Source organism: Glycomyces sambucus (assembly GCF_900102815.1).
In the GTDB taxonomy this organism is placed as follows: domain Bacteria; phylum Actinomycetota; class Actinomycetes; order Mycobacteriales; family Micromonosporaceae; genus Glycomyces; species Glycomyces sambucus.
Window position 1 is genome coordinate 306,358 of the sequence record NZ_FNGF01000006.1, and the last position, 21,241, is coordinate 327,598.

The window sequence follows — 21,241 nt, forward strand, 5'->3', positions numbered from 1 at the left end:
AATCGTTACGAATGGAACACGTTCTCCATCCCCCCGGATCTTGTGCGGACTGTGTCGGCCATCATATGTTGCAGTCAACAACAAATCTCGGAGGTACCTCTCATGCACTCCACCCACAGCCCGCTCCGACTCGTCGCCGCGCTGGGCGCGGCGGCGGCGCTCGTCTTCACCATGACCGCCTGCGGCGACGACGAGTCCGGCGGCGGCGGGGACACCCCGCTCATCGGCGTCATCCTCCCCGACTCCGCCTCGTCCGACCGGTGGGAGACCGCCGACCGCAAGTACCTCGAAGAGGCGTTCGAGGCCGCCGGCGTCGACTACGACATCCAGAACGCCCAGGGCAGCCGCGAGGACTTCCAGACCATCGCCGACCAGATGCTCACCAACGGCGTCGACGTCCTCGTCACCGTGAACCTCGACTCCGGCACCGGCAAGACCGTCATCGAGAAGGCCAAGTCCCAGGGCGTGGCCACCATCGACTACGACCGCCTCACCGAGGACGGCGGCGCCGACTACTACGTCAGCTTCGACAACGAGCAGGTCGGCGTCTTCCAGGGCGAGGGCCTCGCCGCGTGCCTCGAAGGCGTCGACACGCCGCTCGTGGCCGAGCTCAACGGCTCGCCCACCGACAACAACGCCACCCTGTTCAAGAACGGCTACGACTCCGTCCTCGACCCGCTGTACGCCGACGGCACCTTCGAGAAGGGCCCCGACGAGTGGGTCCCGGACTGGGACAACGCCCAGGGCGGCACGCTCTTCGAGCAGATGCTCACCGACACCGGCGCCGAGATCGACGGCGTGCTCGCCGCCAACGACGACCTCGCCCACGCGGTGATCACCGTGCTCCAGCGCAACAACCTCAACGGCACCGTCCCGGTCACCGGCCAGGACGCGACCATCCAGGGCCTCCAGAACATCCTCACCGGCGACCAGTGCATGACCGTCTACAAGCCGGTCAAGCAGGAGGCCGACGCCGCCGCCGAGCTGGCCATCGCCCTCGCGAACGGCGAGACCCCCGAGACCGGCGGCAGCGTCATCGACCCGATCAGCTCCGAGGAGGTCCCGGCGGTGCTCCTGGAGTCCATCTCCGTCACCGTCGAGAACATCCAGGCGGTCGTCGACGACGGCTACGCCGACCCGGCCGAACTGTGCGCCGGCGACTACGCGGCCCTGTGCGAACAGCACGGGATCGGTTAAAGGAGAACGATAAGTGCTGCTCGAACTCACCGGCATCTCGAAGCGCTTCGGACCGGTGGAGGTCCTCTCCGACGTCGATCTCGCGATCGACGCCGGAGAGGTCTGCGCCCTGGTCGGCGACAACGGCGCAGGGAAGTCCACCCTGGTCAAGTGCGTGGCCGGCATCCACGGCGTCGACGGCGGCGAGGTCCTCGTCGACGGGGAGCCCCGCCACATCGCCAGCCCCCGCGACGCCGCCAACCTCGGGATCGAGGTCGTCTACCAGGACCTCGCCCTGTGCGACAACCTCGACGTCGTGGAGAACCTGTTCCTGGGGCGCGAGAAGCGCCGCGGGATCTTCCTGGACGACGACGCCATGGAGCAGCTCGCCGCCGAGACCCTCCAGTCCCTCGCCGTGCGCACCATCCGCAACCTCCGCCAGCCCGTCGCGAGCCTCTCGGGCGGGCAGCGCCAGACCGTCGCCATCGCCAAGGCGGTCCTGTGGAACTCCCGGCTCGTCATCCTCGACGAGCCGACCGCCGCCCTCGGCGTGGCCCAGACCCGCCAGGTCCTCGAACTCATCCGGCGCCTCGCCGACCAGGGCCTGGCCGTCCTCTACATCTCCCACAACCTCAACGACGTCTTCGCCGTCGCCGACCGGATCGCCGCGCTCTACCTGGGCCGCATGGCCGCCGTGCTCGACGCGGCCGACACCACCCAGTCGCAGGTCGTCGAGCTCATCACCAGCGGCCGCTCGGGCCAGCTCGGCCTCACCGACCAGAACGGAGTCCGGCCGTGACCACCGACGTCGAGACACCTCCCGCGGCCCCGCCCGGGCCCGGCGCCGCCCGCGCCGTCGCCGACCACGCCCGCAACTACTGGGCGAACGTCCGCTCCGGCGAGGTCGGGGCCCTCCCGGCCGTCGCCGGGATCATCGCCCTGTGCGTGTTCTTCGGCCTGAGCAAGCCCGTGTTCCTGTCCGTGGGGAACCTCGCGAACCTGTTCGGGCAGGGCGCCGCCGTCGCGTGCATCGCGATGGGCCTGGTGTTCGTGCTCATCCTCGGCGAGATCGACCTGTCGGCCGGGTTCGCGTCCGGCGTGTGCGCGTCGATCATGGCCGTGATCCTCACCGACTGGGGCCTGCACTGGTCGCTCGCGATCGGGGCGGCCCTGGCCACCGGCGTCGTCATCGGGCTCGTGCTCGGGACGCTCGTCGTCAAGCTCGGCATCCCGTCGTTCGTGGTCACCCTCGCGGCGTTCCTGGCCTTCCAGGGGATCGTGCTCATGATCCTCGACGAGGGCAGCAACATCTCCATCAACGACGAGACGGTCAAGACCATCGCCGGGGGGAACCTGGAGCGCTGGCAGGGCTGGGCGCTGCTCGCGGTCACCGTCGCGGCGTACGCCGCGATCCAGGTGCAGCGCTGGCGGCGCCGCGTCGCGCGGTCGCTCGTCCACGAACCGCTCGCGGTCGTCCTCGCCCGCATCGGCGCCCTCGCGGCGCTGCTGGCCGCGGGCGTGTTCCTGCTCAACCTGGAGCGCTCGGCGAACCCGCAGATCATCTCGCTCACCGGCGTGCCGGTGGTGGTGGCGGTCATCGGGTTCCTGTTCGCGGTGTGGACGTTCGTCCTGCACCGCACCAGGTTCGGGCGCCACCTGTACGCGGTCGGCGGGAACCCCGAGGCCGCGGTGCGCGCGGGCGTGAACGTCGACCGGGTCCGCATCGCCGCGTTCGTCATCTGCTCGGGCATGGCCGCGGTCGGCGGCGTGGTCGCCGCCTCCCGCGCGGCCTCGGTGGACCCCAACACCGGAGGGTCCAATGTGCTGCTGCTTTCCGTGGGGGCCGCGGTCATCGGCGGTGCTAGCCTCTTCGGAGGCAAGGGCACGGTGCGGGCTGCCCTCCTGGGAGGAGCGGTGGTGGCGATCATCAACAACGGCATGGGGCTCATGGGCCTCAGCGCCGGGGTGCGGTTCGGCGTCACCGGTGCGGTCCTGCTCCTCGCGGCGGGCGTCGACGCCATGTCGCGGGGCCGGGGCAAGCTCTTCGGCAGGCACTGACCGGTGGCCCGGACCGGGACCGAGGAGCTGCGGCGACGCAACCGCGCGGCGCTCGTCGAGCAGCTCCACCGGCACGGTCCCCAGACCCGCGCCGAACTCACCGAGGCCCTGGGGCTCAACAGGTCCACGATCGGCGCGCTCGCCGCGGACCTCGCCGAGGCGGGGTACGTCCAGGAGACGACGGGACGGTCGACCGGTTCCGCCGGCCGGCCCTCCACACTCGCCGAGTGCGTCCCCAAGGCCGCCACCGTGACCGCGGTCGAGATCCGCGTCGACCGGGTACGGTTCGCGCTCGTGGGCCTGGGCGGCGAGGTCCTGGAGCGCGCCGAGACCGCGCTCGACGGCGCCGATCCCGTGGACGCCATCGAGGTGGTGACCGGCGGGACGGCCCGCGACGCCCTGGAGGCGGTCGCGGCCGTGCCCGGCCTGGTCGACGCCGGCGAGGTCGCGCACTCCACCGAACTGGGCTGGGCCGGCCGCGACCTGGCCGGCGACCTCGCCTCGGCCACGGGCCGCGAGTGGCAGGTCGTGGACACCGCGACGGCCGCCGCCGTCGGCGAGTGGTCCCGCGGCGACGCCCACGAGGCGACGAAGCTGCTGTACCTGCACGGCGGGCGCGGGCTCACCGCCGGGCTCGTCGTCGACGGGCTCGCGCCGCGCGGCGGCTCGATCCAGTTGGGGCACATCGTGGTCCAGCCGGGCGGGCGCGAATGCGCGTGCGGGCTGCGCGGGTGCCTGGAGGCGGAGATGGAGGTCTTCGGCTACGCCGAGGACATCGAGTACGCGACCCTCGCGGCGGGCATGGGCGACGCCGCCGCGCGCGACGGACTGCGCCGCTCCGGCGAGGACCTCGGCCGCGCCCTCGGCGCGGTCGTCACCGCGACCGGCCCCGACGAGATCCTGTTCGGCGGCTGGCTCCGCGAGCTGTACCTCTCGGCGGCGGCCCCGGTCCGCTCGGCCCTGGCCGAGACGACCCTCCCCCACCTGCGCTCGCGTCTGCGCCTGCGCACCCCGGTCCTCGGCGACGAGGGCGCCCTCATCGGGGCGGCGGAGACGGGGTTCGCGACGGTCGTCGACCGCATGCGGTAGGCGATGGCTGGCCCGCCAGGACTCGAACCTGAAACGACTGAACCAAAATCAGTAGTGTTGCCGATTACACCACGGGCCAACGGCCGCGCAGAGCGGCCGGAGACAAGGATATCGCTATCGGTCGGGCCACAGGTGCCCGGGCATGTACGCGATGAGGTCGTGCAGGAAGTCGGCCCGCACGAACAGCTCGCTCACCCGCAGCGGCCCCTCGCCGGACGCCATCAGCCACGGCCCCTCCAGGCGCCAGCCCGTCGACAGCGCCCGCGCGTCGGCCATCAGCCACTCCATCAGGCGCGGGTGGATCACGTCGTACGCGAACCGCGGATTCGGCGAGCCGACCGCGAACCGGTCGTTGAACGCGTTGGACTCGAACTCGACCCGCTCGCCCGGGAGCCACGACCGGACGCCCGACGGCGCGACGTCGAGGACCGGGAACGAGCCGGGCACCGCGACCGCCACGAACGACACCTCCTCCTCCGAGTCGCCCTCGCCGATCAGCGTGCGCAGGACCGGCCGGTACCGGTACGTGTACGCCAGCAGCGGCGCGCCCCGGTACTGCCCGCGCACCACGTGCGCGAACTGCTCGGTGAAGTGGCCGCCGAACGGCCCCCGCTGCGACAGGTGCAGCGGGGCGTGATCCACCCGCAGGTAGTGCAGCCCGTATATCGCGGCCCACTGCGCGTTCGGATCGCCCAGGGCCCGGCGCCGCGCGTCCGCGCGCAGGGCGAGCACCGCGCCGACGACCGCCGCGGCGGCGATGAGCGCGAACACCCCGTAGACGGCTACCTGGACCCCCACGCCGCCCCTCCTCCCGGATGCGCGCGGGGGCCGCGCCCCGCGGCGCGGCCCCCGGCTGCTCTGCTAGCTGTTCGACCAGACGTGCTTGGGCACCTGGCCGTAGATGTCGACGAGGAAGTCCGCGTAGAAGAAGACCTCCTCCAGCTTCAGCGCCCCGGAGCGGAACGTCATGAGCCACGGGCCCTCGAACCGCCACTGGTAGGAGCGGGCGCGCTGGTCGGCGAGCATCCACTCCATCGTGCGGGCGTGGATCACGTCGTACGCGAAGCGCCGGTTCGGCGACTTGATCCGGAAGATGTCGTTGAACTGCTGGTTCTCGAAGTCGATGTCCTTCGCGAACCGCTTGGTCAGGAAGTTCTCCTGGCTGATGTCGAGCAGCGGGCGGGCCTGGGGCAGGCCGATCGCGACCACCTGGTTGGTGTGCGTCTGCGACTCCTTGCCCGAGCCGGTCGTGTACTGGTACTGGAAGAACACGATGTGCGAGCCCTTGTACATGCCGCGGAACACGTCGATGCCCTTGCGGGAGTGCCCGTTGTTGAACGGCTCCTCGCTGGAGAGGCCGACCACCGAGTTGTCCGACGGCTCGTAGTGGAACCCGTACTGGGCCGCCCAGGCCCGGTACATCGCGATCTTCTTCTGGCGGGCACGCCAGCCGAAGTAGGCGATGACCAGGACGACCGCGCCGCAGCCGACGTAAAACAGCCAGTTGTTGCTCTCCACGGGGTGCATTCCTTCTTACATGTGGCGGACCCGCTCGACTCGCGAGCGCCGCCGGGGCAGGGGGGATCGGGGGGCGCGGGCTACCGGCCGTAGGGCTGCTGGCCGTACCCGGGCTGCTGCGGCTGCTGGGGCTGCTGCGGGTAACCGGGCTGCTGGCCGTAGCCCGGCTGCTGCGGGGCGCCGTACCCGGGCTGGGGCTGGCCGTAACCCGGCTGCTGCCCGTACCCGGGCTGCTGCTGCGGCTGCTGGTACCCGGGCTGCTGGCCGTAGCCGGGCTGCTGGGGCTGGCCGTAGCCGGGGAGCTGGCCGGGCGGGGACGCCTGCGGCATCTGCTGCTGCGGGGGCTGCTGCATGTAGCCGGGCTGCTGCATGTCGCGCAGCTTCGGCGCGGTGCGGGCCTCGGGGGTGTCGAGCTCGAAGTACTCCTCGGGCGTGAAGCCGCCCATCTTCGCCGAGATCGAACCGGGGAAGACCTGGAGCGCGGTGTTGTACTCGCGCACGTTCGCGTTGTAGAACCGGCGCGGGGCGGCGATCCGGTTCTCGGTCTCGGCGATCTCCGTCTGGAGCTGGAGGAAGTTCTGGTTGCTCTGGAGCGCGGGGTACGCCTCCTGCATGTGGATGACGCCGCGGATGGCGTTCCCGAGCTGGCCCTCGACCTGGCCCTGCGCGGCGTGGCCGGCGTTCGGGTCCTGACGGGCCTGCATCGCGAGCGCGCGGGCCTCGGCCACCTGCCGGAGGGTCGCGTTCTCGGACCCGGCCGCCTGCTGCACGACGTACATCAGGTTGTCGAGCAGGTCGTAGCGGCGCTGGAGCTCGACGTCGATCTGCGCCCACGACTCCTGGGCGATGTTCCGCAGCCGCACGAGCTTGTTGCGCCCGCCGATCACGGCGAAGAGCACGATGAGGCCGATGAGCAGAACGAGGATCAGGATCCAGACGATTGGGTTGTCCATAATCCGTGAGCCTAGCCCATCTCCGCCAGCGGGAGGGCACCCCCGCAGCGGCCTGGAGCGCAGCTCGCAGCCGCCGCGGGCATGCCCTCCCGCCTGCTGAGACGGTGGTCAGCCGCTACGAATGCGCGTGCTCCACGACCGCGGCGAGCTCGGCCGCGACCGACTGCGCGACGGGCTCCTCGGACGCCTCGACCATGACCCGCACGAGCGGCTCGGTCCCGGAGGGGCGCAGCAGGACCCGGCCGTCGGCGCCGAGCTTCGCCTGCCACAGGGCCACGGCGTTCCTGACGTCCTCGTGGTCGATCACCGACTTGTCGGCGACCCGCACGTTCAGCAGCACCTGCGGCGCGGGCGTGAACACCGACGCGAGGTCCTTCAAGGTCCGGCCGGTGGCGGCCATGCGCGCGAGCAGCATGATCGCGGTCAGGGAGCCGTCGCCGGTGGTGGCGTGCTCGGACAGGATGATGTGCCCGGACTGCTCGCCGCCGAGGGAGTAGCCGCCCTCGGAGAGGCGCTCCAGGACGTACCGGTCGCCGACCTTCGTCGTCTCCAGTTCGATCCCGGCCGCGCCCATGGCCTGGTGCAGGCCGAGGTTGCTCATGACGGTGGTCACGAGGACCCCGCCGCTGAGGGTGCCGGCGTCGCGCATGGCGAGCGCGAGGATCGCCATGATCGCGTCGCCGTCGACGGTGTTGCCTTCGGCGTCGACGGCGAGGCAGCGGTCGGCGTCGCCGTCGAGCGCGATGCCGGCGCCGGCACCGTGCGCGATGACGGCGGCGCGCAGGCCGTCCATGTGGGTGGAGCCGCAGTCCTCGTTGATGTTGAGGCCGTCGGGCTGGTCGTTGATGGTGACGACCTCGGCGCCGGCGCGGCGCAGGGCCTCGGGGGCCGCGCCGGTGGCGGCGCCGTTGGCGGGGTCGACGACGACCTTGATCCCGGTGAGCGGGTTCGGGCAGACGGCGACGAGGTGGTCGATGTAGGAGTCGACGGGGTCGACGGAGCGGACGATGCGGCCGACGCCCTCGCCCTGCGGGAGGGGCGCGGGGTCGTCGAGGGCCGCTTCGATGGCGTCCTCGACGTCGTCGGGGAGCTTGCGCCCGCCCGCGGCGAAGAACTTGATGCCGTTGTCGGGCATGGGGTTGTGCGAGGCGGAGACCATGACGCCGAAGTCGGCGCCGGTGAGGGCCGTCAGGTGCGCGACCGCGGGCGTGGGAAGGATGCCGAGGTCGATGACCTTCGCGCCGGCGGCGGCGAGGCCGGCGGCGCTGGCGGCGGCGAGCATCTCGCCGGAGGCGCGCGGGTCGCGGCCGATGACGGCGACGGTGCGCCTGCCGGTGGCGCCGAGGACGCGGGCGGCGGCGATGTTGAGGCGGAGTGCCAGGTCGGGCGTGAGGTCGGCGTTCGCCCGCCCCCGTACGCCGTCGGTGCCGAACAGTCGTGACACGGTGTGGCTTCCCATCTTGGCGGTGCGGTGCGGCGCTCGCGCCCCTCTCGGGCGGGCGGCGGGCCCGGACCGGACCGGTTCGGTCGGCGGCAGTGCCGGTCGGCCTGCCGGGTGGCATGGAAAAAGGGGCCGCCGAGGATGTCCTCCTCGGCAGCCCCGTCGCTTGTGCAGACTAGCGCGTCCCCCGCCTCGACGGCGCTCGCGCGTCGCGGTTTTGTGAGGCGGGGGGAAGGCGTGCTAGCGCTTCGAGTACTGCGGTGCCTTGCGGGCCTTCTTGAGGCCGTACTTCTTCGATTCCTTCTCGCGGGCGTCGCGGGTCAGGAAGCCGGCGGCCTTGAGGGCCGGGCGGGTGTTCGGGTCGATCTCCACGAGGGCGCGGGCGATGCCGAGGCGGAGCGCGCCGGCCTGGCCGGTGGCGCCGCCGCCGTGGATGTTGACCAGGACGTCGAAGTTGTCGCCGGCCTCGACGGTCACGAAGGGCTCGGCCACGGTCTGCTGGTGGACCTTGGAGGGGAAGTAGTCCTCGAGGGTCTTGCCGTTGACGACGTACTTGCCGGTGCCGGCGACCAGGCGGACGCGGGCGATGGCGCGCTTGCGGCGGCCCACGGTCTGGATCGGGCGGTCGGCGGGGATCGCGGGGATGCTGGGCACGGACGGCGCGGCGGCGACGTCGGCGGGCACCTCGACGGGGGCCTCGGCGACCTCGACCGGGGTCGGGATCTCCTCGGCCTCGGGGGTCACGGGAGCCTCGGGGGCTTCGGTCTCGACGGCCTCGTTGGCCTGGATCTCGTCACTCATGTGTCTGCTCCTGCCCGCGCCTACTGCGCGACCTTCGTGATCTCGTACGGCTTCGGCTGCTGGGCGGCGTGCGGGTGGCCGGGGCCTGCGTACACCTTCAGCTTCTTGAACACGCTGCGACCGAGCTTGGTCTTCGGCAGCATGCCGATGACGGCCTTCTCGACCACCTTCGTCGGGGCCTTCTCCATCAGCTCGGCGTAGGACTTCTCCTTGAGACCGCCCGGGTAGCCGGAGTGGCGGATCGCCTTCTTGGTCTGGAGCTTGTTGCGGGTCAGCACGACCTTCTCGGCGTTGACCACGATGACGTAGTCGCCGGTGTCGGCGTTCGGAGTGAACGTGGGCTTGTGCTTGCCGCGGAGCAGTTCGGCCGTGTGCGTCGCGAGACGACCCAACACCACGTCGGTCGCGTCGATCACGAGCCACTGCGGGTCGAGGTCACCCGCTTTGGGAGTGTACGTCGGCACAGTGTTACCTAGCTTTCGTTGTCGGTGTGGAACGAATCCCGCAGATGAGGGCGGGACCGCCTGAATCCCCGCGGCCGCGTGCGGCGCGCGCCGACCGCTGCGCGGCCGTCCGGGATTCGTTGGACAGCGCCTCCGCGGGGGCCGGATTCCGGCCGGGTGCGGTGGCACTCGAACAACAGCTGCCTAGTCTACGCGGTGGTGGCGGCCGCCCTGAAGGCGGCCGCCGTGACCTCGGATACAGCCCGCTCGGGCTACCGCGCGGGCGTCAGTCGACCGTCACTCGTCGGCCGTCACTCATCGACCACGGGGAGGTACACCCGGCCGCCGGAGGCGGCGAACTCCTCGCTCTTGCCGGCCATGCCGCGGGCGGCGTACTCCTTCAGCTCCTGGCTGATCTTCATGGAGCAGAACTTGGGGCCGCACATGGAGCAGAAGTGGGCGGTCTTGGCGGGTTCGGCGGGGAGGGTCTCGTCGTGGAACGAGCGGGCCCGGTCGGGGTCGATGGCGAGGTTGAACTGGTCCTGCCAGCGGAACTCGAAGCGGGCCTTGGAGAGGGCGTCGTCCCATGCCTGGGCGCCGGGGTGGCCTTTGGCGAGGTCGGCGGCGTGGGCGGCGATCTTGTAGGCGATGACGCCCTCCTTGACGTCGTCGCGGTCGGGGAGGCCGAGATGCTCCTTGGGGGTGACGTAGCAGAGCATCGCGGTGCCGAACCAGCCGATCATGGCGGCGCCGATCGCGGAGGTGAGGTGGTCGTAGGCGGGCGCGACGTCGGTGGTGAGCGGGCCGAGCGTGTAGAAGGGGGCCTCGCCGCAGATCTCCTGCTGGAGGTCGACGTTCTCCTTGATCTTGTGCATGGGGACGTGGCCGGGGCCCTCGACCATGACCTGGACGTCGTACTCCCACGCGATGTGCGTGAGCTCGCCGAGGGTGCGGAGCTCGGCGAACTGGGCCTCGTCGTTGGCGTCGGCGATGGAGCCGGGGCGCAGGCCGTCGCCGAGGGAGAAGGCGATGTCGTAGGCGGCGAAGATCTCGCAGAGTTCGCGGAAGTGCGTGTAGAGGAAGTTCTCCTCGTGGCGGGCGAGGCACCAGGCGGCCATGATCGAGCCGCCGCGGGAGACGATCCCGGTGACGCGGTCGGCGGCGAGGGGCACGTACCGCAGGAGGACCCCGGCGTGGACGGTCATGTAGTCGACGCCCTGCTCGGCCTGCTCGATGACGGTGTCGCGGTAGACCTCCCAGGTGAGCTCGACCGGGTCGCCGTTCACTTTCTCGAGGGCCTGGTAGAGCGGGACGGTGCCGATGGGGACCGGGGAGTTCCGCATGATGTGCTCGCGGGTCTCGTGGATGTGCTTGCCGGTGGAGAGGTCCATGACGGTGTCGGCGCCCCACTTGACGGCCCAGGTGAGCTTCTCGACCTCGGCGGCGATGGAGTCGGAGACGGCGGAGGTGCCGATGTTCGCGTTGATCTTGGTGAGGAAGTGCTTGCCGATGACCATCGGCTCGGTCTCGGGGTGGTTGACGTTCGCGGGCAGGATCGCGCGCCCGGCGGCGATCTCGGAGCGGACGAACTCGGCTTCGAGCCCTTCGCGGATGGCGACGAACTCCATCTCGGGCGTGACGACGCCGCGCTTGGCGTAGTGGAGCTGCGTACGGCAGGGCAGTTGGACGCCCTGGTGCTCGATGGTGCCGATCGGGGTGCCGGGATCGGTCCCAGCGGCGCGCTCGACGTCGGTATCGGTGCCAGCACCCTCTTCGGCCCCGGCCCGGGCCTCAGTTCCGGTCCGGGTCCCGGCTTCGGCCTCAGCTCCCGCCCCGTGTACAGCCCCGGCTCCGAGCACAACTCCGGCCCCGGCTTCAGCCCCGGCTTCAGCTCCGACTTCGGCTTCGGCTCCGAGTACAGCCCCGGCTTCGATGTCGCGCTCGGCGATCCAGTGCGCCCGAAGCTGCGGCAACCCCACCTCGGGCTCCGATCCGGGCCCCGAGGTGTCGTACAACCGAACGGCAGGCTCCCCACCGCTCAGCACCACCTCAGTGAACGGAACCCGGACATCCGCCCGAGACCCCTCGACATAAACCTTGCTTCTGCCGTTCATGCACTCTCCTCCGTGATCTTCATCAATCCCCCACGCCCACCAGGCACGAACTGTCGTACCTGCAGCGCAGGGTTGTTGCCGGGGGCCCGAAATCCCCGAATCGGGCGATGCTTGTGCTGCCCTCTTTCCGCGCGCCGCCGCTTCACCACAGCCGCCAGCCACGCCGCAACATCGACCGGCCACGCCGCCCCCGAGCCCAATCCACCCGAGACCCTCGAAGCACCTGAGCCGTTTTCACCCACCGCGCGCTGTCGTACCCCCGTGTCAGGGTTTGTGCCGGGGGCCCGCGATTCCCGATCCGGGCGATGCCTGGCATGCCCTCGATTCCTAGGACCGCTTGTCGAACCGCGCGCCATGCCACTTCCCAAGCCGCCACTCACAGTCCCGCTATCGGAGCCGTTCACAGCGCCGCGCTCTTGCGGCCGTGATGGTGGTGGAGCGGGCCGCGGCCGGTGCCGAGGCGCCAGTCGGCGGCCGCCTTCAGCGCCTCGGTGACATAGACCTTCGCCCCGGCGACCGCCTGCGGCAGCGGGTGTCCCAGCGCGAGCCGGGCCGCGATGGCCGAGGCGAGGGTGCAGCCGGTGCCGTGGTCGTTGCGGGTGTCGATCCGCGGCGCGGCGAGGTCGAGCATCTGGCCGTCGCACCACAGCACGTCGGTCGCCGCGTCACCGTCCCGGTCGAGGTGTCCGCCTTTGACCAGGACCGCGCGCGGCCCGTAGGTCGCCAGCGCGCGGGCGGCCTCCCGCATCTCCCCCAGTGAGCCGATCTCGCGACCCAGCAGCTGCCGGGCCTCGATCAGGTTGGGCGTCAGCACGGTCGCGAGCGGGCCGAGCCCGCTCAGGTACGCGGCCGGGTCGCCGGCCCACAGCGAGTCGCCGGTCGTGGTGACCATGACCGGGTCGACCACGAGGTTCGGCAGCCGGTCGGCCTGACCGTATTCGGCCACGAGCGCCAGCAGCTCGGGCCCGCCGAGCATCCCGGACTTCACCGCCGCGACGGGGAAGTCGCCGAGCACCGCCTCGAGTTGCGCCCGCACCAGCTCGACCGAGACCGGCTCGGCGGCGGTCACGCCACGCGTGTTCTGGGCGGTGATCCCGGTGAGGACGCTCGTGCCGTGGACGCCGTGCGCGGCAAAGGTGTGCAGGTCGGCCTGGATACCGGCGCCGCCGCCGGAGTCGGACCCGGCGATGGTGAGCGCGATCGGCGGCTGGGGGTGGGTGCGGTTCACAGGTCGGCCATCCCCTCGAACGCGGACGATGCTTTCGCCAAGTGCCGCTTCGGGATCCGCCCGGCCAGCCGCGCGGCCCGACCCGCCGTGACGGCGTCGCGCATCGCCGCGGCCATGAGCACCGGGTCGGCGGCGCGGGTGACGGCGGTGGCGAGGAGGACCGCGGAGCAGCCGAGTTCCATGGCCAGCGCGGCGTCGGAGGCGGTGCCGATCCCGGCGTCGCAGATGACGGGCACCCCCGCCTGCTCGCAGATGAGCGCGAGATTGTGCGGGTTGCGCACGCCGAGCCCGGTGCCGATGGGCGCGGCGAGCGGCATGACCGCGGCGCACCCGGCGGTTTCGAGGTGGCGGGCGAGGATCGGGTCGTCGTTCGTGTAGGGCAGGACGGTGAAGCCCTCGCCGACCAGGGTCTCGGCGGCGTCGAGGAGTTCGACGGGGTCGGGCAGCAGCGTGTCCTCGTCGCCGATGACCTCGAGCTTGATCCAGTCGGTGCCGAACGCCTCGCGGGCGAGCCGGGCAGTGCGCACGGCCTGCTCGGCGGTGAAGCACCCGGCGGTGTTGGGGAGGATGCCGACGCCGCACTGCTCGATGACGTCCAGGATGGATCCGGTGGGGTACTTCCGCTGGCCGCCTTCGGATGCGGGGCCTTGCTGGGCGTCGACGCGGCGGAGGGCGACGGTGACGAGCTCGGTGCCCGACGCGGTGATGGCCTCGGCGAGCTGCGCGTGGTTGGCGGCGCCGCCGGTGCCGAGGATGAGGCGGGACCCGAAGGTCCGTCCGGCGATGGTGAGCGCGTCGGTGCGGCCAGGCGCGTGCGACTCCGGCGCGGTGCCAGCGCGGCTGGACCCTGTCGCGGAGTCGGTGCGGCCGAGAGAGCCGGTCCCCGGCGCGGTGCCGGCGCGGCTGGACCCTGTCGCGGGGTCGGTGCGGCTGAGAGGACCGGTCCCTGTCGCGGCGTCGGCGCGGTCGAGCGTCCCGGTTCTCGGCGCGATGCCATCACCGTGGGGCCCGGGTCCCGGTTCGGTTCCGATTCGGCCGAGTGTCTGCGGTTCCATGGTCAGCCTCCTTGGGTGGCGGTGAGGATCTCGACGGCGTCGCCGTCGGCGAGCGGCCGGTCCCATTCGGACTTCGGCACGACTTCCCCGTTGACGGCGGCGGCGATCCCGCGGCGTGCCTCGGTGACGGCCGCGACGGCGTCGGCGACGGTCGTGGCGCCGTCGTGCGCTCGGCCGTTGAGCTGGATTTTCACGATTCCTCCTCATGCGCATCGGCACGCGAACTGTCGGACCCTCCGGGCACCCTTGTGTCCGGGGGCCCGGAGAACGGCGTCTCACGGGGCTCGACCCTGCCTTCGAATCCAGGTGCGGCGAAGCGGGCCGGGTCGAAGGCGGTGGTCCCTGGCGCGTCCTCGCCTCGCAGCAGGGCGGTGACCGCGCTGGCGGTGGCGGGGATGAGGGCGATGCCGTTGCGGTAGTGGCCGGTCGCGGCGATGGTGCGGGGGTCGAGGCGGCCGATGAGCGGGAGGTTGTCCGGGGTGCCGGGCCGGAAGCCGACGCTCACTTCGTCGAGGTGGTACTCGGCGATCTCGGGGACGAGTTCGATCGACCACCGCAGCAGGTCGTGCGCGGCTCCGGCGGTGCCGGTCGTGCGGTCGAAGCCGCGTTCGTCGCTGGTGGCGCCGATGACGACTTCGCCGTTCTCGCGCGTGACGATGTAGACCGAGTGCCCTTTCACGTATCCGCGCACGGTGGTCCGCGGGACCGCCTGTTCCGTTGCGGCCCTGAGCCGCAGCACGACCCCGCGGACGGGCCGCACCGGGAGTCCGAAGCGGGCGGAGCCGCAGCCGGCGGCGATGACGACCTGGTCGGCGTCGAGCGCATCGACCGCATCGCGGTCGTCGACCGCTTCAGGAGCGAATCGCACTCCGGCGCGTTCGGCGGCGATGAGGAGCGCGGCGTGGACGGCGCGCGGGTCGACCGCGCGGTCTTCGAGCGCGACCACGCCGGAGCGGACCCGATGGGACAGCAGCGGTTCGGCTCGGCGCACGGCGCGGCCGTGCAGGGTCTCGACGCCGCGTGCGGTCCGGCGGTACAGCTCGGTCTGGCGCTCGACCTCGGCGCGGTCGCCGTCCTCGATGCCGACGACCACTGTGGGCACGTCGCGGAGGCCGACCGGGAGGCCGGAGGCGGTCTCGAGTTCGCGGGCGAACCCGGGCCAGGCGTCGGCGGAGGCGGCCATGAAGGGGGTCAGGGCCGCTTCGCCGTAGTGGGATTCGGTGACGGGCGCGATCATGCCGGCGGCCACGCGGGACGCGCCGGAGCCGGGTTCGGGGTCGTGCACGACGACCTCGGCACCGCCTTGCGCGGCCCGCCACGCGATGGCGAGTCCGATCGAGCCGCCGCCGACGACGGCGACGCGCATCAGCCTGCGCCCGTCCCTCGCAGGAGGCCGGTTGGTCGATGCGGCGCTGCGGCAGGTCGGGCCGGGCCGGTTTCGCGCAGGTGGGTCAGGCCCGTTGCAGGCACACCGTTCGGAGCGGGGTGGTCGAAGTGGGACGCGTTCGGTGCGCCGCCGGCTCCCGCACGCTCGTCCTCTCGCGAGCGCGGCGTGTTGCCGGCGCCTGTAAGGCGCGTCGCGGTGCCGAGGCGAGTCGGTTCTTCGCCAACGGCCGCAAGGAGTTCCGCTGTCGCGGCAGCGGGATCGTCCGCACCGGCGACGGCCCCGACGACCGCTACACCGTAAGCACCAGCCTCGCGGCACAGCGCCGCGCGTTCGGCGGTGATGCCGCCGATGGCGATCACGGGGAGGTCGACGGCGGCGCACACGGCGGCGAGTCCGTCGAGGCCGATCGGCTGCGGCAGACCGGTCTTCGTCGTGGTGCTCCAGACCGGTCCGACGCCGAGATACGTGGCCCCGGCGCGGCGCGCGGCGCGCGCCGATTCGGAGTCGCGGCAGGTGCCGCCGATGACCGCACCGTCGGGCAGGAGGCGCCGTGCGGCGTCGATCGGGAGGTCGTCGGCGCCGAGGTGCACGCCGTCGGCGCCGATCGACTGGGCGATGTGAACGCGGTCGTTGACCAGGCACACCGCCCCGTACGCGTCGCACAGTTCGGCGACCGCGACGGCGAGGTCGAAGGCGGCCCGATCGGTGTAGTGGTCCTCGGGCCGGATCTGGATCAGCCCGGCTCCGGCCGCGAGCGCGGCCTCCAAGGTCAGCAGCAGCTCGTGTTGCGGCGCAACCGCTCTGGAGGCGACCGGCGCTGAGGAGGTTCGCGCCGCAGCGGGGGCGAGCCCGCGGTCGTCGGCGGCGGGGTTCGGCTCGGCCGCGCGGGCGCGGACACCGCCGTCAGACCCCGGACTCGGCATGGCCGGGAGGGCGTCGGCCGCGGGATTCTGCTCCGACCGCGATGCACCAGCGGCGCGCGTATCAGTGATGACGTGCAGACGAGGTAGGCGAACAGGTCGCATAAGGCTCCTTCTCCCTGCGCCAGCATGACCTGGATCAGGTTCGACGGTCGGGACTACCAAGTCCCCTCTCAGCCCGATGCATCGGACTCCCGCGGGTTTGTCGTTCGGCCGTCACGCTACGCCATCGCGAGGGGTTCTCGCAAGCGGTGTGTCGCCAAGCGGACACCGCACCGCCGCCGCGAACCCGCCACCGACGCCGCCCGCGAGCCGGTCCCGCACGCGCCCCGACCCGACTGTCGCCATTGCCCCGCGGCGGCCCGTTTCGGTCCCGTTCCGCCCTGTGACCTGGGTCTTGACCACCGCGCTCACCAAGGCTTACGATTGCCAGCACGGGAATTACAACGTTGTAAAGAATGGGAGTTCCCATGCCACACGCGATACCCCTCGACCTCCGCAGAACCGGCGCACTCCTCCTCGCGGCCGTCCTCGCCCTCACCGCCGCCATGGCCGCGTCGCTCGGCTGGGCCCCCGCCCCCGCGGCCGCGGTCACCACCGGGAACGGCGCGCTCGTGTACGCGCCGGCCGCCGGCAGCTCCTTCAACCCCGAAGGCGGCACCCCCGCCGGGACCACCTACGCCAAGATCATCGTGCTCAAGCACAGCGGCGCCTCCAACGGCACCCAGATCGTCACCTACGACCAGCTCGTCCTCCAGAACGGCGACCAGGTCTACCCGATCTACCGCAGCACGAACAACGGCACGAGCTGGACCCACGTCGCCGACGTCAACCCCAGCGACCAGTTCCCCGCGCTCACCCGCACCGCCCAGCCGTTCCTGTTCGAGGTCACCGAGACCACCGGGAACCTGACGGCGGGCACGATCCTCCTGGCGGGCATGGTCATGCCGGAGAACCGCTCCTCCAGCCGCCTGGTCGTCTACAAGAGCACGAATCAGGGCACGAGCTGGAGCTACCTGAGCACCATCGACACCGGCGGCCCGGCCGTCTACGACCCGAGCCCCACCTCCACCACCACGACCGTCTGGGAGCCCTCGCTCGCGATCGACGCGAACGGCGGCCTGGTCGCGTACTTCTCCGACGAGCGCCAGAAGGCCAACGGCGTCCTCCAGGCCGTCTCGTACCGCCGCTCCACCGACGGCGGCCAGACCTGGGGCTCCCTGGTCAACGTCTCGGCGCCCACCAACCAGAGCGACCGCCCCGGCATGATCACCGTGACCACCCTGCCGAACGGCCGCTACCTCGCGACCTTCGAGGTCGTCAACCGCCCCAGCCAGTCCCAGAACACCGCGCCGGTCTACTACAAGACCTCCGACGACGGCCTGAACTGGGGCTCCACCAACAGCATCGGCACCGCCGTCAAGCTCGGGAACGGGCGCGGGATCGGCTCCTCCCCGTACGTCACGTGGGTGCCGTCGGGCGGTCCGCAGGGCATGGTCGTGGTCGCCTCGAAATGGTCGCTCGACGCGAGCGGCAACATCGACGGCGGCCAGAACTTCTACGTCAACTACCATCTCGGCGAGGGCCCGTGGGAGCGACTGCCGATGGCGGTCACCTACGACGCCACCGACACCCAGGGCGGCAACTTCAGCGGATTCGCGCAGGGCATCGACGTCGGCGCCGACGGGCGGACGCTCTACCAGGCCGTGAACGTCGAGAACACCGCCACCGACCTGAACGACATCCGCGTCGGCTCGATCCCGCTCGACGCCCAGCAGTACGAGGCCGAGAACGCCGCCCTGAACAGCGTCTCCACGGTCACCCACGTGCAGGCGTCGAACGGCTCGAAGATCGGCAACATCAACGACACCGGCGACTACGTCCAGTTCACCGTCGACGTCCCGGCGGCCGGGACCTACACGATGAACGTTCGCTACGACAACGGGTTCGGGTCCGCCGCGACCCACTCGGTGAGCGTCAACGGCGGAGCGGGTTCCTCGATCAGTTATCCGGCCACTGTGGACTGGAGCCGGTTCGGGTGGGCCCAGAAGTCGGTGACGCTCAACGCCGGCAGCAACACGATCAGGTTCACCAAGGGCACCGACTTCGCCGAACTCGACGTGATCCACCTGTACCGCAGCGCCGCGCTCGACCCGGTCTTCCAGGTGCAGAACCGCAACAGCGGCAAGTACCTGGAGGTGGTGAGCGCCCTGACCACCGACGGCGCGGCGATCGGCCAGTGGGGCGACACGAATCACGCGACCCAGCGGTGGACCGTGACCGGCGGCCCGACCGTGCAGTTCGTCAACCGCAACAGCGGGAAGCTCCTGGAGATCCCCTCGGCGCAGACCGCCGACGGGGTCGACGCGGTCCAGTGGGGCTCGACCGGCCATGCGACCCAGTCGTGGAACGCCTCGGTCAGCGGCGGCTACTGGACCTTCGCCAACGCCAACAGCGGCAAGCTCCTCGAGATCACCGGTGCCTCCACAGCAGACGGTGCCATCGCGCAGCAGTACACGTCCAACGGCGCGACCTGCCAGCAGTGGCGGCTCGTGAAGGAGGGCATCCAGTAACGCGAGCGGGGCGCCGGGTCTCCCGGCGCTCCGTACCTGCGCAACGTACGGACTTGCAGCGCAGCCGATCGTCCTAGGACTCCGCGGATTCGGCGCGGTCGACCCGGAGCACCCGGTAACCGCGGGCGCTGGCGTGCTTGTCGACGGTCCAGCCGCGTTCGGTGAGCCAGCGCGCGAGGGAGTCGGCGCCGAGGTGCTTGGAGACGACGAGCCAGGCGACGCCGCCGTCCTTGAGTCGCGGGAGCCAGGTGTCGAGGAGTTCGTGGAGGGCGTCCTTGCCGACCTTGATCGGCGGGTTCGACCAGATCTCGTCGAACCGCAGGTCCTCGGGGACCTCCTCCGGGACGGCCGTGCGGACCGTGCCGGGGACGCCCGCGGTGTTGCGGCGGGTCAGGTCGAGGGCGCGGCGGTTGACGTCGACGGCCCACACCTCGGCGTCGTCGCGCTGGGCGAGGACCTTGGTGATCGGGCCGTAGCCGCAGCCGAGGTCGAGGAAGACGCCGGGGGCGTCGGGCAGGACCACTTTGTGCAGGAGTACGCCGGTGCCGGGGTCGAGGCGGCTACCGGAGAAGACGCCGGTCGAGGTGGTCAGCTCGTACTCGACGCCGTCGAGTTCGAACCCGATGGTGCGCTCGCGGTCGTCGACCGCGGGCTGCTCGCTGAAGTAGTGCTCAGGCTGCTCGGACACATCGACCATTGTCGCCTGCCGCACCGGGCCGGGGCGGCGGGACCGGGCGGGAGAGACCTGTGCGTCCCGCACCGGCCCGGGGCCGGTGGCATATCACATGTCACACAGCGCCGAGCCGGGGAAACCGGTGCGTCACGCACCCGGATCGGGCCGTTCCACCCCGCCGTTCACCCTCGGTGGAACATCACATGTCACACATCGCCCACTGCACACGACACGCGTGTCACCCGGGGAGATGAACGGCGCTCATCCCGTCCATCTCCAGGGGGAACGATTCACCGTTTCGCCCTCTTCCGGGGCTAAGCTGCCACCATGGCACATGGCCCGTCCCCCTTCGGGGTCCCGCAGCAGACGGGGCACCGGAACCAGAACGAACCGGGATTCGACTGGGCTGAGTACGACGAGCGCGCGCAGATGAGCGCGCCGACCGTCCGACTCAGCCCGGAGGAGCAGGTGCGCCTCGCGCAGCAGCGCTCTCCCGAGGAGGAGATGGAGGCGCACCTGGATCACATCCACGCGTCCCGTCCCCTGCGCCGCGCCGCCCAGCGCGCCCGGCGCCGCACCAAGTGGTGGCTCGTCGCGCTCGCGATCGTCAGCGGTCTCGCGGTGGCGGCCGCGTGCGCGGCGGGCGCGTTCATCGTCCTGCGCGAGGGCGAACCGGACCCGGCCGCGCCGAGCGCCGATGCCGGAGACGAGCAGCAGTCCGCAGAGGACGACGCCTCGGGCGCTCCCGAGGTCGTGGACCCGATCGCGAGCCGCACCACGGACACCGCGCCGCTGACGGTCGAGGAGCTGTTCACGGGCGAGTCGATCACGCCCGCAGGGGCCGCCGGGGCGTACACGGTCCTGGAGGCCGAGGAGCTGTCCGACTGCGCGGAGGCCGGGCTCGACGAGCTCGCCGACCTGCTCGCGGACACCGACTGCACGCAGACGGTGCGCGCGACGATCCTCAACCCCGACGGCGAGTACGCGGCGACGGCCGGGGTGCTCAACCTGTCGACGGCCGCCGAGGCCGAGGAGCTGCGCACGGCCATCGCGGCGGGCCTGGAGGGCGGGTTCGCGGTGCTGCGCACCGACGGCGGCGCCGAGGAGCTCGGCCGCGCCGACACGCAGCTCGGGTACAACACCTACGGGCACTACCTGATGTACGTGGTCATCGGCCGCGCCGACGGCGAGCCGCTGCTCGAGGCCGACGACGCGGTCCGCACCATCGTCGGCGACACCCTCGACATCTGGTTCGTGGACCAGCTCAACCCCCGCCGCGAGGTGCAATGACCGAGCGCAATGACCGAGCGCAGTGACCGAGTCCGGTGACCGAGTCTCGCCGCGGTCGCCTTACGCGCGTTAAGGGCTTAAGGCCGTAGACCATCCCTAGCCCCCACCCACCCTGAGGGGACCGTAGCGGCCAGCATTGCCGACGGGTACGACAGAAACCGGGCCACCGCACTCCGGTGTCACCCGAAAGTTGACACGGAAGCGAGGCTCGACACCGAAGCGCGCCGCCACGACCAGGACGTGCTGCTCATGACCGCCGACGAGGGACCCGCGGGATTCGCCCGCGTCGCCGCCTGTGCGCCGGATGGCGGTGTCGCGCGTGTCGGCGGCACAGTCGTGCATCACCGCCGGTGCCCTTAGCGTCCACCCACACGTCGGGCGGCGCGGCCGCGTCTTTCGGTCGGTGTTGCCGTCCACGCCGGGCGGTACCGCCCCGAGCTTTACCGCCGGTGCTGCTGCGTCCGTCCACGCCGCTGAGTGGCGCAGTCGTGTCTATCAGTCGGTGTTGCTGTGTCCGTCCGT

The 21,241-nt window shown here is 71.4% G+C and carries 18 protein-coding genes, 1 tRNA gene, 1 pseudogene and 1 riboswitch; of the genes and pseudogenes, 6 read left to right on the top strand and 14 right to left on the bottom strand.

Going from position 1 to position 21,241, the window contains the following annotated elements; all coding sequences use genetic code 11:
• Positions 1-102: 102 nt before the first annotated feature.
• The 4 genes from BLS99_RS19260 to BLS99_RS19275 are packed head-to-tail and all read left to right on the top strand — an operon-like array spanning position 103 to position 4,323.
• Positions 103-1,197, top strand: a complete 1,095-nt coding sequence (locus BLS99_RS19260; RefSeq protein WP_091053335.1) for a sugar ABC transporter substrate-binding protein — start codon at positions 103-105, stop codon at positions 1,195-1,197.
• 16 nt (positions 1,198-1,213) lie between these two features.
• Positions 1,214-1,975: an ATP-binding cassette domain-containing protein gene (locus BLS99_RS19265; RefSeq protein WP_091053545.1), complete on the top strand. Its 762-nt coding sequence runs from the start codon at positions 1,214-1,216 to the stop codon at positions 1,973-1,975.
• A complete protein-coding gene (locus BLS99_RS19270; RefSeq protein WP_091053337.1) occupies positions 1,972-3,234 on the top strand; it encodes a sugar ABC transporter permease in 1,263 nt (420 codons plus the stop codon). The genes BLS99_RS19265 and BLS99_RS19270 overlap by 4 nt, the downstream gene beginning before the upstream one ends.
• Before the next feature lie 3 nt (positions 3,235-3,237).
• A complete protein-coding gene (locus BLS99_RS19275) occupies positions 3,238-4,323 on the top strand; it encodes an ROK family protein (protein ID WP_091053340.1) in 1,086 nt (361 codons plus the stop codon).
• A gap of 4 nt (positions 4,324-4,327) precedes the next feature.
• Here the strand turns inward: BLS99_RS19275 and BLS99_RS19280 are convergent.
• The 13 genes and pseudogenes from BLS99_RS19280 to thiE form a co-directional block, all read right to left on the bottom strand.
• Positions 4,328-4,402: transfer RNA gene (locus tag BLS99_RS19280), tRNA-Gln, on the bottom strand.
• Between the two features lie 35 nt (positions 4,403-4,437).
• Positions 4,438-5,121, bottom strand: coding sequence for a hypothetical protein (locus BLS99_RS19285; RefSeq protein ID WP_091053341.1), 684 nt, complete (start codon positions 5,119-5,121; stop codon positions 4,438-4,440).
• A 63-nt stretch (positions 5,122-5,184) separates the two neighbouring features.
• A complete protein-coding gene (locus tag BLS99_RS19290) occupies positions 5,185-5,841 on the bottom strand; it encodes a hypothetical protein (RefSeq protein ID WP_091053342.1) in 657 nt (218 codons plus the stop codon).
• An 80-nt stretch (positions 5,842-5,921) separates the two neighbouring features.
• Entirely contained in the window at positions 5,922-6,794 is an 873-nt protein-coding gene (locus tag BLS99_RS26375) for a LemA family protein (protein WP_176953438.1), read from the bottom strand.
• Positions 6,795-6,909: 115 nt separating this feature from the next.
• Positions 6,910-8,238: a phosphoglucosamine mutase gene (glmM, locus tag BLS99_RS19300; protein WP_091053546.1), complete on the bottom strand. Its 1,329-nt coding sequence runs from the start codon at positions 8,236-8,238 to the stop codon at positions 6,910-6,912.
• A gap of 237 nt (positions 8,239-8,475) precedes the next feature.
• Positions 8,476-9,036 carry a 30S ribosomal protein S9 gene (rpsI, locus tag BLS99_RS19305; protein WP_091053343.1) on the bottom strand — a complete coding sequence of 187 codons (561 nt, stop codon included), beginning with the start codon at positions 9,034-9,036 and terminating at the stop codon, positions 8,476-8,478.
• Between the two features lie 20 nt (positions 9,037-9,056).
• A complete protein-coding gene (gene rplM / locus BLS99_RS19310) occupies positions 9,057-9,500 on the bottom strand; it encodes a 50S ribosomal protein L13 (protein ID WP_091053344.1) in 444 nt (147 codons plus the stop codon).
• Between the two features lie 290 nt (positions 9,501-9,790).
• Positions 9,791-11,593, bottom strand: a complete 1,803-nt coding sequence (thiC, locus tag BLS99_RS19315; RefSeq protein ID WP_091053345.1) for a phosphomethylpyrimidine synthase ThiC — start codon at positions 11,591-11,593, stop codon at positions 9,791-9,793.
• Between the two features lie 400 nt (positions 11,594-11,993).
• Positions 11,994-12,821, bottom strand: coding sequence for a bifunctional hydroxymethylpyrimidine kinase/phosphomethylpyrimidine kinase (gene thiD / locus BLS99_RS19320; protein WP_176953439.1), 828 nt, complete (start codon positions 12,819-12,821; stop codon positions 11,994-11,996).
• Positions 12,818-13,606: a thiazole synthase gene (locus BLS99_RS19325; RefSeq protein WP_245712339.1), complete on the bottom strand. Its 789-nt coding sequence runs from the start codon at positions 13,604-13,606 to the stop codon at positions 12,818-12,820. The genes thiD and BLS99_RS19325 overlap by 4 nt, the downstream gene beginning before the upstream one ends.
• Positions 13,607-13,878: 272 nt before the next feature.
• Positions 13,879-14,070: a sulfur carrier protein ThiS gene (thiS, locus tag BLS99_RS19330; protein ID WP_091053347.1), complete on the bottom strand. Its 192-nt coding sequence runs from the start codon at positions 14,068-14,070 to the stop codon at positions 13,879-13,881.
• Positions 14,067-15,242: a glycine oxidase ThiO gene (gene thiO / locus BLS99_RS19335; RefSeq protein ID WP_091053348.1), complete on the bottom strand. Its 1,176-nt coding sequence runs from the start codon at positions 15,240-15,242 to the stop codon at positions 14,067-14,069. Before thiO ends, thiS begins: the two co-directional genes overlap by 4 nt.
• Before the next feature lie 242 nt (positions 15,243-15,484).
• Positions 15,485-16,288: pseudogene (gene thiE, locus BLS99_RS27685) on the bottom strand (thiamine phosphate synthase); the annotation flags it as partial.
• A riboswitch (TPP riboswitch) is annotated at positions 16,283-16,389 on the bottom strand. Its footprint overlaps the pseudogene before it by 6 nt.
• Before the next feature lie 264 nt (positions 16,390-16,653).
• Between thiE and BLS99_RS19345 the strand changes: the two are divergent.
• Positions 16,654-18,756, top strand: a complete 2,103-nt coding sequence (locus BLS99_RS19345) for an RICIN domain-containing protein (protein WP_091053350.1) — start codon at positions 16,654-16,656, stop codon at positions 18,754-18,756.
• Positions 18,757-18,829: 73 nt separating this feature from the next.
• On the opposite strand, the gene BLS99_RS19350 is transcribed toward BLS99_RS19345, so the two are convergent.
• Entirely contained in the window at positions 18,830-19,444 is a 615-nt protein-coding gene (locus BLS99_RS19350) for a class I SAM-dependent methyltransferase (RefSeq protein WP_245712324.1), read from the bottom strand.
• 312 nt (positions 19,445-19,756) lie between these two features.
• Here BLS99_RS19350 and BLS99_RS19355 point away from each other — a divergent pair, with 312 nt between their 5' ends.
• Entirely contained in the window at positions 19,757-20,719 is a 963-nt protein-coding gene (locus tag BLS99_RS19355; protein WP_143034875.1) for a hypothetical protein, read from the top strand.
• Positions 20,720-21,241 lie beyond the last annotated feature (522 nt).

Bases quoted from the DNA above. Each gene is read 5' to 3' on its own strand.
- BLS99_RS19260 (WP_091053335.1), top strand. From the start codon at position 103: ATGCACTCCACCCACAGCCCGCTCCGACTCGTCGCCGCGCTGGGCGCG.
- BLS99_RS26375 (WP_176953438.1), bottom strand. From the start codon at position 6,794: ATGGACAACCCAATCGTCTGGATCCTGATCCTCGTTCTGCTCATCGGC.
- rpsI (WP_091053343.1), bottom strand. From the start codon at position 9,036: ATGAGTGACGAGATCCAGGCCAACGAGGCCGTCGAGACCGAAGCCCCC.
- thiC (WP_091053345.1), bottom strand. From the start codon at position 11,593: ATGAACGGCAGAAGCAAGGTTTATGTCGAGGGGTCTCGGGCGGATGTC.
- thiO (WP_091053348.1), bottom strand. From the start codon at position 15,242: ATGCGCGTCGCCGTCGTCGGCGGCGGCTCGATCGGACTCGCCATCGCG.
- BLS99_RS19345 (WP_091053350.1), top strand. From the start codon at position 16,654: ATGCCACACGCGATACCCCTCGACCTCCGCAGAACCGGCGCACTCCTC.
- BLS99_RS19355 (WP_143034875.1), top strand. From the start codon at position 19,757: ATGGCACATGGCCCGTCCCCCTTCGGGGTCCCGCAGCAGACGGGGCAC.